The sequence below is a fragment of the Bacillus sp. JZ34 genome (genome assembly GCF_053903205.1).
This window is the reverse complement of sequence record NZ_CP096403.1, coordinates 3,132,682-3,146,882: the sequence shown is the minus strand read 5'-3', so window position 1 is coordinate 3,146,882 and position 14,201 is coordinate 3,132,682. Positions and strand designations below refer to the sequence as shown.

14 protein-coding genes are annotated in these 14,201 nt (G+C 47.5%); 7 read left to right on the top strand and 7 right to left on the bottom strand.

Going from position 1 to position 14,201, the window contains the following annotated elements:
* The first annotated feature begins 6 nt into the window (after positions 1-6).
* Complete coding sequence (gene melA, locus M1D90_RS15950; RefSeq protein WP_065643354.1) at positions 7-1,305, top strand: alpha-galactosidase MelA; 1,299 nt, start codon at positions 7-9, stop codon at positions 1,303-1,305.
* A gap of 24 nt (positions 1,306-1,329) precedes the next feature.
* On the opposite strand, the gene M1D90_RS15945 is transcribed toward melA, so the two are convergent.
* Positions 1,330-2,484: an AbrB family transcriptional regulator gene (locus M1D90_RS15945; protein ID WP_256164217.1), complete on the bottom strand. Its 1,155-nt coding sequence runs from the start codon at positions 2,482-2,484 to the stop codon at positions 1,330-1,332.
* Between the two features lie 209 nt (positions 2,485-2,693).
* Here M1D90_RS15945 and M1D90_RS15940 point away from each other — a divergent pair, with 209 nt between their 5' ends.
* From M1D90_RS15940 to M1D90_RS15930, 3 genes are read left to right on the top strand one after another with little or no spacing between them, the layout of a single operon-like run.
* The gene (locus M1D90_RS15940) at positions 2,694-2,927 is read left to right on the top strand and encodes a spore coat associated protein CotJA (RefSeq protein ID WP_020450858.1); all 234 of its coding nucleotides are present in this window, start codon (positions 2,694-2,696) and stop codon (positions 2,925-2,927) included.
* Between the two features lie 5 nt (positions 2,928-2,932).
* Entirely contained in the window at positions 2,933-3,196 is a 264-nt protein-coding gene (locus M1D90_RS15935; protein WP_020450859.1) for a spore coat protein CotJB, read from the top strand.
* Between the two features lie 21 nt (positions 3,197-3,217).
* Complete coding sequence (locus tag M1D90_RS15930) at positions 3,218-3,787, top strand: manganese catalase family protein (RefSeq protein ID WP_023856600.1); 570 nt, start codon at positions 3,218-3,220, stop codon at positions 3,785-3,787.
* A 43-nt stretch (positions 3,788-3,830) separates the two neighbouring features.
* Here the strand turns inward: M1D90_RS15930 and M1D90_RS15925 are convergent, their stop codons facing one another.
* Together M1D90_RS15925 and M1D90_RS15920 are read right to left on the bottom strand one after the other, a co-directional pair.
* Positions 3,831-5,447, bottom strand: a complete 1,617-nt coding sequence (locus M1D90_RS15925) for an AMP-binding protein (protein WP_456282871.1) — start codon at positions 5,445-5,447, stop codon at positions 3,831-3,833.
* Positions 5,448-5,521: 74 nt separating this feature from the next.
* Entirely contained in the window at positions 5,522-6,724 is a 1,203-nt protein-coding gene (locus tag M1D90_RS15920; protein WP_023856602.1) for an MDR family MFS transporter, read from the bottom strand.
* Between the two features lie 115 nt (positions 6,725-6,839).
* Between M1D90_RS15920 and M1D90_RS15915 the strand changes: the two genes are divergently transcribed.
* Positions 6,840-8,603, top strand: coding sequence for an ABC transporter substrate-binding protein (locus tag M1D90_RS15915; RefSeq protein WP_025808275.1), 1,764 nt, complete (start codon positions 6,840-6,842; stop codon positions 8,601-8,603).
* A 20-nt stretch (positions 8,604-8,623) separates the two neighbouring features.
* Here M1D90_RS15915 and M1D90_RS15910 read toward each other — a convergent pair whose 3' ends face one another.
* The 4 genes from M1D90_RS15910 to M1D90_RS15895 all read right to left on the bottom strand — a co-directional run bounded on the left by M1D90_RS15910 (position 8,624) and on the right by M1D90_RS15895 (position 12,502).
* Positions 8,624-9,859, bottom strand: a complete 1,236-nt coding sequence (locus M1D90_RS15910) for a cell wall-binding repeat-containing protein (RefSeq protein WP_043054266.1) — start codon at positions 9,857-9,859, stop codon at positions 8,624-8,626.
* 83 nt (positions 9,860-9,942) lie between these two features.
* On the bottom strand, positions 9,943-11,310 hold the full coding sequence (locus M1D90_RS15905) for a sensor histidine kinase (protein WP_043054267.1): 1,368 nt from the start codon (positions 11,308-11,310) through the stop codon (positions 9,943-9,945).
* Positions 11,307-11,948 carry a response regulator transcription factor gene (locus tag M1D90_RS15900; RefSeq protein ID WP_243456959.1) on the bottom strand — a complete coding sequence of 214 codons (642 nt, stop codon included), beginning with the start codon at positions 11,946-11,948 and terminating at the stop codon, positions 11,307-11,309. The genes M1D90_RS15905 and M1D90_RS15900 overlap by 4 nt, the downstream gene beginning before the upstream one ends.
* A 113-nt stretch (positions 11,949-12,061) precedes the next feature.
* A complete protein-coding gene (locus M1D90_RS15895) occupies positions 12,062-12,502 on the bottom strand; it encodes a ferritin-like domain-containing protein (protein WP_020450867.1) in 441 nt (146 codons plus the stop codon).
* Positions 12,503-12,740: 238 nt separating this feature from the next.
* On the opposite strand from M1D90_RS15895, the gene modA reads away from it, so the two are divergent.
* Both modA and modB read left to right on the top strand, forming a co-directional pair.
* A complete protein-coding gene (gene modA, locus M1D90_RS15890) occupies positions 12,741-13,499 on the top strand; it encodes a molybdate ABC transporter substrate-binding protein (RefSeq protein WP_243456960.1) in 759 nt (252 codons plus the stop codon).
* A gap of 8 nt (positions 13,500-13,507) precedes the next feature.
* Positions 13,508-14,164 carry a molybdate ABC transporter permease subunit gene (gene modB / locus M1D90_RS15885; RefSeq protein ID WP_003180426.1) on the top strand — a complete coding sequence of 219 codons (657 nt, stop codon included), beginning with the start codon at positions 13,508-13,510 and terminating at the stop codon, positions 14,162-14,164.
* Positions 14,165-14,201 lie beyond the last annotated feature (37 nt).

Sequence of the window (14,201 nt, the reverse complement as noted above, 5' to 3'; positions counted from 1 at the left end):
ATATGAATGACTAAAATTGCTTTTATCGGAGCCGGAAGCACGATTTTTGCGAAAAATGTGCTGGGGGACTGCCTGATGGTTCCGGCGGTCAACGGATTTGAATTTGCTTTGTATGATATCGATCCGCAGCGTCTCAAAGAATCTAAAGAAATGCTTGAACATTTAAAAAACCGCTATAACAACACGGTATCGATCCGCGCTTATGACGATAGAAAAGAAGCTTTGGCGGGGGCGAAATATGTGATCAATGCCATTCAGGTCGGCGGCTATAAACCGGGCACAGTCATCGATTTTGAGATCCCGAAAAAGTACGGCCTCAAACAGACGATTGCCGATACGGTCGGAATCGGCGGGATATTCAGGGCGCTGCGGACGATTCCCGTTTTATTGGATATGGCAAAAGACATCGAATGCGCGGCGCCCGACGCCTGGCTCTTAAATTACACAAACCCGATGGCTTCTTTAACCGGTGCGCTGCTTCGCTACACGGACGTGAGAACGGTCGGTCTTTGCCACAGCGTACAAGTATGCACAAAAGACCTTTTCAAATCCCTCGGCATGAAGCATGAACGAATCGAAGAAAGAATCGCCGGTATCAATCATATGGCCTGGCTTCTTGAAGTAAAGCAAGACGGAAAAGACTTGTATCCAGAAATCAAAAAACGGGCAAAAGAAAAGCAGAAAACGAAACATGATGACATGGTCAGATTTGAACTGATGGATAAATTCGGCTACTATGTGACCGAATCATCCGAACATAACGCGGAGTACCACCCTTATTTCATCAAAAGCCATTATCCCGAACTGATTGAAGAGCTGAATATTCCGATTGACGAATATTTGAGAAGGTGCGAGAAGCAGATTCAAAACTGGGAAAAGATGCGCGGCGAAATCGTCGGCAACCGGCATTTAACCCACGAGCGGTCAAACGAATACGGCTCAAGAATCATCGAAGCGATGGAAACCGGACAGCCGTTTACATTCGGGGGAAATGTCTTGAATAAAGGATTGATTCCAAACCTTCCGGAAAAAGCCGTCGTTGAAGTGACGTGCGTCGCTGAACGGAACCGGATCACTCCGTGCGCTGCGGGCGAGCTGCCTGAACAGCTGGCGGCTTTAAACCGGACCAATATCAATACACAGCTGTTAACGATTGAAGCGGCAATAACAAAAAGAAAAGAGCACATTTACCATGCCGCATTGCTTGATCCGCATACGGCTGCGGAATTATCGATGGATGATATTGTAAGCATGTGCGATGAATTGATCGAAGCACACGGTGACTGGCTGCCGGAATTTGAATAAAAAAATAAAGCCCGAGCGAAGGGATCAGCCTTCAGCTCGGACTTTTTTCATGCGGGGGTGTGAATATTTTTCCGACTTTTGATGAAGCAATCGGAAGAATGGAGGAAGCATCGCGATCACGAGCACCACCCGCAACACTTGAACGGCGACGACGAACGTAGAGTCGGCGTGAAGCGTGACAGATGTTGTCGCCATTTCCGCGATTCCCCCCGGAGCAAACGCCAATATGGCCGTTGTCAGGGAAATGCCTGCCGCTTTAGCGGTGACGGCGGCGCTTAAAATCATCGCAATGATCAGTCCGACGGAGCTGGCAAGTGCGACGATCAGCGTTTTTCTGACGCCGATAAACATTTCTTTGCTGATTTTTGAACCGATCGTCGCGCCGAGACAAATTTGCGACAGCACTGAAAAGCCGTGGGGCCACCAGGCTGTTGCGCTGAGCCCGGTCATTGAAGCGCCTGCGATTTGCAGAACGGCCGCACCGGTCATGCTTCCGAGCAGCCATGGCGCCGGAAACCGCAGTGCTTTCATCGCTTTGCATACCCCGAATCCGCCCAGCACGATCAGCGCAGTCCATGCGATATGAGGCGCTTCAAAAGCCGATGTTCCCGCGGCGATCACTTGGCTGCCGGCAGTATGGGCGTCAGGCTGCTTCGCATTTATGAAAAAAACGAAAAAAGGAATGGTCATGACGACCAGAAGCACACGTATCATCTGCACGAGACTGACGATTGCCGTGTTCGCTCCCACTTCCTGAGCGATGCCCGGCATCGCGGAAAGCCCGCCGGGGGCCGTTCCCACAAAACTCGTCAGCATATCGGTCTTGCTGAACCTCCATAAGACAAAGCCCGACAGCATGGCGAACACGACGGAAAGGAGGAGCATGACGCCGACAATCAGCCAATTTTCCTTAAAAATCGAAATCACGGACATATTGATTTTCTGGCCGAGCTCAATTCCCAATAGCATTTGGCCGAACTGAAGCCAGCCATGATGGATGCCGTTTTGTCTGACAGCAGCCTTTAACGGTGACGGGCGAAACAGCGACAGACAAGCGGCTGCTGTCATTGTGCCGACCATCCAGCCGATCGTCATGCCGGTCAAAGAGAGAAGAAATCCCCCAAAACTGCTGATTAATATCAATAATATATCCCGAAGGAAATCTCTTTTTTCCCTCAAATGAAAAACCTTCTTCCTGATTACTGCAATCATTTTGTTCACTAAGTAAAGTAATTCTATATATCACTATATAATAATTTTAGTGATTGGTAAAATACGAATTTATTTAAAAGATTAATAAGAAAAACTGATCGTTCATTTTTGAACATAACAGATGGAACATATGAATACATTAAATTAGATTCGATCACAAATAGAGGTGAACCGATATGAAACATTCCAAGGAATCATTCACCAAAGTCAAATCGTATCGTCCGTTTCACAGCGCTTTTGATCCGTGTCCTCCGATCGGTAAAAGATATTACAGAACCCCTCCAAATCTATATCTAGGTTTTCAGCCCCGCGGCCTTCCGCAGTTTTCCCCGATGGAGGCGCTGCAAAAAGGGACGCTTTGGCCCGTATTTTACGATCATTATGAAAATCCGTATGAAGATGGGAGGTAAGGGGGGTGACGAACTCTTTACCGCAAGACTATTATCAAAGGCTCCATGAAATTCAGGCCGTCGATTTTGTCATCGTTGAGCTGATGCTTTACCTTGATACACATCCCGATGATACCGACGCCATCAGACAATACAACCAGTATGCCGGGTATTCAAGAAAACTGAAAGCGAAGTTTGAATCAAAATACGGCCCTTTGACGCAAGGGAGCCCGGATCAGACGGAATCCTATTGGAGCTGGAAAAAAAGTCCCTGGCCGTGGCAAGTTTAATAGAGGAAGGGAGTCAGGTTCATGTGGCTTTATGAGAAAAAACTGCAGTATCCTGTTAGGGTGAGAGAATGCAATCCGAGACTTGCCAAATTTTTGATTGAGCAATACGGCGGAGCGGACGGCGAATTGGCTGCGGCGCTTCGCTATTTGAACCAGCGCTACAGCATTCCTGACAAAGTCGTCGGACTGCTGACGGACATCGGTACGGAAGAGTTTGCTCACCTTGAAATGATTGCGACGATGGTATATAAATTAACAAAAGACGCGACACCCGAACAGATGAAGGAAGCCGGGCTCGGCGATCATTACGCAGACCATGACAAAGCCCTGTTTTACCATAACGCTGCCGGCGTCCCGTTCACCGCTACATACATCCAGGCAAAAGGCGATCCGATTGCCGATTTATATGAAGATATAGCGGCTGAAGAAAAAGCGAGGGCTACGTATCAATGGCTGATTGACATGTCGGATGATCCGGATTTAAATGACGGGCTGGCATTTTTACGGGAAAGGGAAATCGTTCATTCACAGCGCTTCCGCGAAGCTGTCGAAATTTTGAAGGAAGAGCGCGACAGTAAAAAAGTATTTTAAACAGCAAAAAGCCGAAATACGATTGGTATTTTCGGCTTTTTGTTTACTGCACAGGGCTCGCAAGCAGCTCTTCTGCGCGGTCGCGAAGCACATACTTTTGGACTTTTCCGGAAGCGGTCAGCGGGTATTCGTCGATCAGAAATACGTACTCCGGAATTTTGTAATATGAAAGCTGTCCTTTGCAAAAATCTCTGACATCTTCAAGCGTCAGCTTTTTGCCCGGTTTGCATTTAATAAAGGCCGCCGTTTCCCCGTATTTTTCATCAGGAACGCCGACAACCTGTACATCGACAATATCCTCATGTTCATAAAGGAATTCCTCTATTTCACGCGGGTATATGTTTTCACCGCCGCGGACGATCATATCTTTTAAGCGGCCGGTAATCCTCACGTATCCGTCCCGGTCCATTTCGGCCAAATCGCCGGTATGGAGCCAGCCGTCTTCATCAATGACCTTTTTGGTGGCTTCGTCCATTTTATAGTATCCCTTCATGACGAGGTATCCTCTTGTGCACAGTTCGCCTTGCTCGTCCGGGCCGAGCGTTTCCCCCGTGTCAGGATCCACAATTTTCATTTCTACATGCGGATGCACTTTACCGACTGTTTCAACGCGGCGTTCGATCGTGTCGGTGACCGTTGTCTGCGTAATCACGGGTGAAGACTCCGTTTGTCCGTATGCGATTGTGATATCCGTCATATTCATTTGCTTCATCACTTTTTTCATCACTTCTTTAGGACACGGGGAGCCTGCCATGATCCCGGTCCGCAATGAAGATAGGTCATAGTTTGCAAAATCGGGGTGGGTGAGCTCGGCGATAAACATTGTCGGCACACCCTGCAGTCCTGTACATCGCTCTTTTTCGACCGTTTGTAGGACGATGTCCGGTTTGAATTCGATGATCGGCAGCATGGCCGCGCCTGACGCGACACAGGCAAGCGTGCTTAGCACACAGCCGAAGCAGTGAAACAGAGGAACCGGAATGCACAGCCTGTCTTCGCTCGTCAGCCCCATTCTGTCGGCAACGATCGCCGCATTATTGACGATATTGTAGTGAGTCAGCATCACACCTTTTGGAAAGCCTGTTGTTCCCGACGTATACTGCATATTGATCACATCATCGTGTGTGAGTGATTGCTCTCTTTCGAAAAGGTCGGCATCAGAGACCGTTTCGCCCAGTTTGGCGATGTCGGCAAAAGCCGTCATATGTTCAGGGACTTTATTCTTGCCAAGGTAGACGAGATTTTTCAGCTTCGGCAGCTTTTCCGGATTTTTCATGATCTCGTCGACCATATCGATATAGGATGTCCCTTTGTAGCCGTCCATTAGAAAGAGGGTGGTGGAATCGGAATGTTCCAATAAGTACTCAAGTTCTCTCGCCTGATAGCTTGTATTGACGGTGACGAGCACAGCGCCGATTCTTGCCGTCGCAAACTGGAGCAGAATCCATTCCGGTATATTGGATGCCCAGATGGCGACATGCTCTCCTTTTTGAATGCCGAGCGCGAGCAGCCCTTTTGCAATTTTAGAGGTTTCTTCAACAAGCTCCTGATACGAATATCTTAAATCGAGCTCAGAATATACAACCGCTTCATGATTCGGAAACCGGCCGGCGGTTGATTTTAAAAGCCCGCCGATCGTTTGTTTTTTTAATGTAATCATAATGCCTCCTTGCCTCCCGAATAAAAACTGTTTCTATTATAGCACTTTGTTCTAGTACCAGGTACTATAAAGAATTAGTTTTTTCTTAGCCGGGAAGATAATGTTAATACTGTTCGGTATTGTGCAATTCCGCCGGCAGCCACGATTCCTGCAATAGCAAGAAATAGCGCTGCCCCGCCGAACTTGATGAACATCATCCCGCCTAAAAAAGGACCGATTGTCCGGGAAATATCCCAATGCAGGCCGAAAAATGCAAAATATCTGCCCCGCATATGATCGGGAGCAAGGCGCGAGACAAAGGTTTGCATGTGATTCAGCAGCATGCTTTCTGCCGCCGTAAATAAAACGGCAGTCGAGAGCAGCCAAAAGATCGATGATGAAAAAGCGAAACCAATCGCTGCCACAGCGTAGCATACATATGATATGGAAACGACCGTTTGGATGTTCAGTCCTTCCGTCCATTTGACAAGCGGAATTTGCATCGTAATGCTAAGAAGGGCGCGGCACACTGTATAAACAGTCAAGATGAATAGGAAATCTTCAAAAAGAGTTTCGAGATAAAGGCGGTAGTTTGACTCCAGTTGAGCATAGAACAGGCTGACGGGGACCGACAAGAACATCAAGGACAGAACCGGACGGTGCTGAAAAAATACCTTTTTTGCGGAAAGAAGTTTTTCCCTCTCCAAAATCTCCTTTTGCCTTTTTGACCGCCATACCTCGGGCATTTTAAAATAAACAGCAAGCCAATAGAGAAAAAACGCACATGCCTGAAAGCCGAACATCAGGCTTGGCTGATAGGAATAGACTGCAAGTCCGGCGGCCGGACCGACCGCTGCGCCCAACCCTTCAATGGCATGAAGGACAGCGAACGCTTCAGAGCGACGCCCGCTTTCGGTGCTGTCCGTTATTTGGGCCCGCTGCGCAGGGATGTACAAAGCTCCCCCAATGCCGTTCAGCACATAAAAAAGAGCGAACAGCCAAATGTGATCTGCCATCATAAAACCGGCGGCAGAGACGGTCTGAAAGGCGAGCGCCGCCAGGATCACCTTCCGTCTTCCGATCCGATCCGTCAGTCCACCTGCGGCAAGCGTCACCGCGACCTCGGTCAGCGGTCTTGCTCCGATGACGAGCATCACCGGCAATATGCCAGTTCCAAGCACATCATACAGATAAAAAAGGAGGAAAGGGGCCAGCATGGCTCCCGTTATTCCGGTCAGGAACTCTCCGAAGAAGCAAATCAGCACGGGAGAACCGTACCTTTGTTTTAAACGGTTCATTTCATATCCTCCTTCAACATAGCAGTGCAATTAGTGTAAAATGGAAAATCATCAGTAAAAAGGACAGAAAACCAGGGGAGAAATTTCCCCTTTTATAAAGCGGGGGATAACGGAGATGAAATCGATCGAACATTACATGGAACTTACCGCGGGAATTAAATGCGAAAGCGAAGGGGAGGCAGAAGAGATTTCAGTCAGTGAAATCGCGGATATTCTGTATTGTACACCGAGGAACGCAAAACTGATTTTAGCGAAACTTGAAGGTTTGCAGTGGATTGCTTGGAAAAGGGGAAGGGGGAGAGGAAACAAATCAGAAATCCGCTTTTTAAAAGAACCTTGTGAACTGCTGCTTGAAACGGCGAAAAATGATACGAAAGAAGGTAAAATCGACCGGGCGAGACACCTTCTCGAAGCATATCAGCATTCGTGCCCGGACGCTTTGCCGTCATATAAAGAGTGGCTTGAGCGCGTTTTCGGCTTTCAGACCGAATCGGAGGGCAGCAAGCAAAAAGATGTGCTGAGGCTCATGACCGCGATGGAGCCAGAGCATTTTAAGCGTCTTGATCCGTGCCGTATTTATCTGCGTTCAGAGAGCCATGTCGTTAAGCAGGTATGTGATACATTGATCCGTTTTAATGAAAAGGAAGGAGGTTTTATGCCGCATCTTGCCCACCACTGGGAATGTGACGCCGACCAAAAAACGTGGACGTTCTATTTGAGGAAAGGGATCTATTTCCATGATGGCACAACATTGACAGCTGAGGATGTTAAATACTCGTTTGAGCGTTTTATGCTGGATGATGAAAATAAATGCAAATGGCTCGCAGAGGATATCGGAAATGTTGCGGTCAGGGATGAATATAGTTTTGATATTTGTTTAAAGGCAAAAAATTCGCTGTTTTTGCATCATCTTTGCGATGAAAGGCTGTCTATTTTAAACCGCCATCAGAATGACGGACTGTTGATCGGGACGGGTCCTTTCAGACTTGTCCGCCGGGATGACCGGATTCTCGCGCTTGAAGCGCATGAGCGATATTTTCAAGGGCGGGCTTTTTTAGACCGGATCGAACTATGGTATATGGATGGCAATTTTTCTCTTGTCGACTACGGTTTTTATATGGAAAAAGAAGAACAAAGTCGGGTTTTCGATGAATGGCACGAGGAAAGGAATGTTCAGTACATCTCGGTGAATGCAAACAAATCGGGGCCTCTCAAGCATAAGGCGTTCAGGAAGGCTTTGCGGCAAATCATTTCCCCTTCACATATGGTCAGTGAATTAGCCGGACAACGGACGGCTCCGGCGGGAGGCTTTCTAAACCGGGATCTTCCGCCTGAATCCGGGGACGACGACATCGGCAAGCTGCTTATGGAAGGCCATTACAAAGGCGATCCGCTTCGGCTTTATACGTTTTCCGAACCGGATCACCGGGAGGATGCGTCATGGATCCAAAAGAGGTGCAGGCGGTACGGCATCGCACTAGAGGTTTGTTATATGAAAGCGGATGAGCTCATGAAGGAAGAAGTGATCGCAAAAGCCGATTTGATTCACGACAGTGCGACATTCGGACGTTCGGAAGAAATGAGCTGGCTGCACCTCCTTTTAACGGAAAACAGCTTTTTACACGTCCATATGCCGGGGGAATGGCAGAGGAAGTCCGCCTTGATGAGGGATCAGCTTCGTTTCATTGATGAACATTCCAAGCGGATCAGCCTTCTGTGTGAGGCGGACCGCGCCTTGGCAGAAGAGGTTTACACGATTCCGCTATATCAAAACAATATTCGCGTTAAAGCGGGGGAAGCCATTCAAGGCATTGTGCTTAACGAAGAAGGATGGATTGATTTTTACGGCATCTGGTACAAAAAAGAGGCTCTTCTGTAAGAGCCCCTCCATTGTGTTTCTTAATGACCGGAATGTCCTCCATCCGCTGACTTAATTTCCAATATGTCATCAAGAACGCCTTGCGTTCGAAATGAAATCTCATTTTCTGATCCGAGAATGAATGCATGGTTATAAGGGCCGTCCTGCGGTCTGTCCCGAAAAGAAGGCTCGATCTCGGATAAATAGCTGTACATCGTACTGTCTGCCTGTCCATTTTTGAGTAAAAGCAGAGGAGCGTGCTTTCCCAAATGGGAAAATGGCGCTCCGGCAAGCGCCAGCTCGGGCGCGGCCGTTGATGCGAAGGACAGTCCGTGTCCCGGATCTGTGATTCCCCACCCAAAACCGGTGTTTTTATCGCTGAATTTCGCAAACGCAATCGAATTTGCGACAGGAGTATCTCCGGAAATTCTTTTGACTGTTCCATATTCCTTTAATGCATCCTCCGTTTTTTCTGAAACGGCTTTTTTAGGGCCGAGAATATAGATGTTTGCTTTGCCGTCCCTTTTCTTTAATGCTGCGGCCGTCTCTTCGGGAATGCCTTTTTTGTTCACGTACAGGATCGGCTCAGGCATGTGGGCGATCCAGTTTACAGCGGGGAGCGAATAAAGTTCCGCATCTTCCTCGGATGATCCGATGATAACGCTTTTCGGATACTCATCGGCTGCATCCGCGTATTCTTTGTCAATCTCTTTTGCCAGATCAGCCTCGTTCTTCCCTTTCAGCTCTTTTATTTTAAAAGAGTTCAAAGCTTGAAGTGAATCGAATTCTCCGACAGCCATGATTTGCGTTCCGTCTGAAGTGCCCGTCGGGTTCAAGCGCTTGATTTCATTCTGAATCTGCCCGGAGATTTTCCCTTTTTCCGCGATTAAAACAGGTCCGTTATTCGGGTGATGGATCAGATCAGCTGATGCAAGAGCTGCCTGCCATGATCCGCCCGAAACTAAAATCACTGCGCCCGGCCTGTTTTGTTTATGAGTGGCCGGCCATATCGTTTGAGAGGTTTTGATGCTCATTTCTTCCGGTGTATTCGCGTCAAGTCTTGTCGTGTTCTTTGTGTTTTTCACCAGAAGCCCTTCTTCCGCTCGCTTATTGAAATCATTCGGAAGAGAAACGGCGTCTTTTTCTTTCATCTCCGAATGATTCTTCGTATGATGCTCCTTATGTCCGTCCGTCTTTCCCGAGCCGGAATTTTGGCATGCTGCGAGCGGAAGCGCGAAAACAAGCATGACAAAAAGTAAACCGGATTTCAATTTCATGGTGTTTTCCTCCTTTTTGGTCCAGATTACTGAGTAGTATACCCGGGAAATGTGCAAAACTGGTGCAGACATCTCGACATTTGTTACATATTAGAAGGCAGCGTGATGATAAATTCGCTTCCTTTCGGGGTTCTGTTTTTTACTGCAATCTGACCGCCGTGAAGCTCGACGATTTCTTTCGCGATGGCCAGGCCCAGCCCGGTACCGCCGGTTTGTCTCGATCTCGACTTATCGACCCGGTAAAAGCGCTCAAAAATATAATCCAGTTCTTCTTCCGGAATGCCGCAGCCTTCGTCCGCTATCGTAATCTTGACCTGATCCTCTGCTTTTGTTGCGGTGACGGACGCTGTTGAATCAGGATCGGAGTATTGGCGGGCGTTGTTCAGCAAATTTGAGATCACTTGTGAAAAACGGACTTCATCGACTGAGACATAAAGATCCGCCGGGATGTCGAACGAAAGGCTGATTCGTTTTTCCGAAAAAGCGACCGCCGCTTTCTGAACTTCTTTTTTTATGAATGTGTGCAGGTGAACCTGTTTCTTACTGATTTGAAATCCAGGCTGTTTCAGTTTTGTCAGCAAAAATAAATCGTCAACAAGGGTGTTTAAATTGTCCGCTTCCTCTTTGATGATCGACAAGTACTGATTTCTGGCTTGTGGATCGAGTTTATCTCTCATCGCGACATCTGTGTAGCCTTTTATATATGTGATCGGAGTCCGCAGCTCATGAGCGACGCTTGACAGAAAATCGTTTCGTTCTTTTTGAAGCCTGCTGAGATTTGAAGAAAGGCTTTCGATTGATGCGGCGAGCTCGCCGAGTTCATCGTTCCGTTTGATATCAAGCGGAATCGAAGCTTGACCGTTTTTGATACTTTCGGTTGCTTCCTTCAGTTTAATAATCGGCTTCGCTAATACACGGCTGAACCAAAGAATAGCTGCGGCAGTTAAGACGCCGGTTAAGCCAAAGCTGAGGAAAAACCGCTTCGTAATGCTTGCCACCAAGGCTTTTATCGAGGAGGTCTCCAAATACATGAAGACGTAGCCGGCCGTTTCCCGTCCGTTCATGATCGGACTGATCGTACAAATATACTTTGATGTATTCCAATGGGACGATAAAGCGGTCCCTTTCCTCGGGATGTGTTTTTCTTCGAAATGAAGGTGTTCCGTCATGTCTCCCCGGGCAGACTGCGCCAATACGCGTCTATTTTGGTCCGTTATGATTACGTTTGTCCGGGCTTCGGTTTCCATCAGGGTGACGTGGTCTATCGTCCTTTTGTCAAAATGTTTTTCGAGGACGTCTCTGTGGCTGTTGCCCCTTAGTTGGAGCGCGCGGATTTCTTCGTTTATTCTTGTGTTGATAATCGTTGTATACAGCGCCGCAAAAAGGATGGTTTCGATGAAAAGGATTAAAATGAAAAATGAACCTGCGAGCTTAAATGAAATCTTTTTCATGCTCCGGTTCCTTTGCTTGTCCATTTGTAGCCGACGCCGTAGACGGTCCGGAGATGATCTTCAACCGGAAAGCCAGCTTTTTTCAATCGGTTTCGCAAATTTCTCATGTGTGAATCGATGGTGCGGGGCTCGATATCAGAGTTGAACCCCCAGATGTTCTCAATCAATTGGTCTCTCGAAAGCGCTTGATCCGTGTGGTTTAAGAGCGTCCCGAGCAGATCGAATTCACTTGGCGTAATGCCGATTTCCCGTTGATTGACATGCAGGGTATGATGCTGTTTATTCCAGATTAAACCGCGGAACCGGATTTCATGAAACCGACGGGTCCTGCGCAGGACAGCTTCTATTCTGGCAAGCAGCACTTTTTCGCTGAACGGTTTTGTTAAATAATCGTCTGCGCCGCAATTCAATCCGCGCACAATGTCATCCTGCCCGTTTTTGGCGGTGAGCATGATAATCGGAACGTTTGTCAATCTGTGGATCTCTTGGCACACCATCCATCCGTCCATCTCAGGCATCATAATATCGAGAATAACAAGATCAAAATTGTTCATTTTTATTAAATCCAGGGCTTCTTTTCCGGTGGCGGCTTTTGTGCACGAATAATGTTCTAAATAAAGCTCCAGCAGATCGAGCATCCGGATTTCATCATCGACAAGCAGCACGTTCAATGTTTTAGCACCTCTTTAGTCAAAATAAAAGTCCGCTATTTTAAAAATATACCCTATAAGGGTATATTGATCAAGGCGGATCATCTCTTTGTTAAGAAGTATAAAAACCAGACTGCATGGTTTTGTTCGTCAGCTGCCGCCCGCTTGAACGCCTCCCGTATCGCCCGGTCTTTCACATAGTCTGCGATGTCCAAATAAAAATCAACCGTTTCCTGTTCGTCTTTAAATGCGAACTCCAGCGCGTTTCGATACTGTTCCGGACAAGGCTCAGTTATGGAAATGTCAGGCTTTCGGCCGGTAAGAGACGTATAAAATGTTAGGAACGCATTAAAGTGGCGAATTTCATCTTGTCTGATTTCTAAAATCCGCTTTTTTGTTTCGGAATCCGGCGCCTTTTGGGCGATTTTTTGATAGCAGACGACCGCGCTGTGCTCTCCGTTTACCGCTTTTTCAAGATCCTTGATCAGCTTGTCGTTTTGCCTGGCGGGATAGGCGGGAAGATACGGCTGAACATACCACATCTTTTTCACCTCAACACTTTATATTTGACGTCCTGTCATTATATGTATGTGCTTGCATGCATGTGCCTATGGAAGGTTGAGCCTCGAACATGTGTCAAAATGATGTGCGGTGAGCACAATCTATTTTAAAAAAATGAAGTTTGACGTAAAATGGTTGTTAGTGCCGAATTAATGACATACATATCAAAATGGAGTGAGACTATTGAAAAAGGTAATATTGACGGCCGTGGCTTTATTGATGTCGGTTGTTTTGTTCGCCGGCTGCCAGGCGGAAAAAGGGGGATCAGCCAAGGGGAAGTCTGAAAAAGTTCAAATTACGGTTTCCGCGGCTGCGAGTCTCAAAGATGTATTAGCGGAACTTTCCTCTGTATATGAGAAAGATCATCCGAATGTCTCCATAAAGTTTAATTTTGGTTCATCGGGTGCATTGCAGCAGCAGATCGAACAGGGCGCTCCGGCTGACTTGTTTTTTTCTGCCGCCGAGGACAAATTTAATAGAGTAGTTAATCAGGGGTTAATTGACAAAAAAGACTCTGTCAAGCTGGTCGAAAACAGTCTGGTGCTGATCGTTCCGAAAGGGAAAAATCAGCATGTCAACAGCTTCAAAGATTTGGCGGAGGGCAAAATCGAAAAACTTGCGGTCGGCAAACCCGAATCAGTGCCAGCCGGAAAATACGCAAAAGAAACGTTGACGAACCTTGACGTATGGTCTAAAGTGCAATCTAAAATCGTCTACTGCAAAGATGTAAGGCAGGTCCTTTCTTATATCGAAACAGGCAACGCGGATGCCGGAATCGTTTACCGGACGGACGCCCTTTTATCAGATCAGGTCGAGACTGTCGAGACGGCGAAAAGCGATCTGCATACACCGATTGTCTACCCGCTCGGAATTGTAAAAAATACAAAGCACAGGGAACAGTCTGAGGAATTTTATCAATTCCTGCAAAGCGACCAAGCCGTTAAGGCAATGGAAAAGTACGGATTTAAGAAGGGCTGACCGCCGTTATGCTTGAGGAATTCTTTTCCCCGATTGAAATTTCAATTCAAGTATCAGTCGCAGCGGGCATCATCGCAGTTTTGCTTGGAACTGCTGCGGCGAGGCTCCTGGCGAACAGAAACTTTAAAGGCAAGTCTGTTATCGAGACGGTGATGATGCTGCCGCTCGTTCTGCCGCCGACCGTTGTCGGATTCTTTTTAATCGTGATCTTCGGAAGGCAGAGCGTGATCGGACGCTTGATAGAAAACGTATTTCAAGCACCGGTTATTTTTACCTGGTGGGCAGCCGTGATCGCCGCTGCGGTTGTCGCGTTCCCGTTAATGTATCAGTCAGCAAAATCAGGATTTTCGGCTGTCGACCGCGATATCGAGGATGCCGCGAGGGTTGATGGAGCAAGCGAGTGGAGGGTGTTCCTCTTTGTCACCGTTCCCCTCGCATCAAATGGAATCATGACGGGGATTGTACTCAGCTTTGCGAGGGCGCTTGGCGAGTTTGGCGCAACGCTGATGTTTGCAGGTATCATCCCGGGGGTGACGCAGACGGTGCCGACGGCGATATACTTGGCGATCGATTCGGGAAATATGACGCTGGCATGGATGTGGGTCGCCTCTATCGCGATCATCTCGTTTTTGATGCTGTTTTTTGTGCAGTTCAAGCAAAAATAGCCGTATGGGGTGCAAGTGCTCATACGGTTTTTTCCCA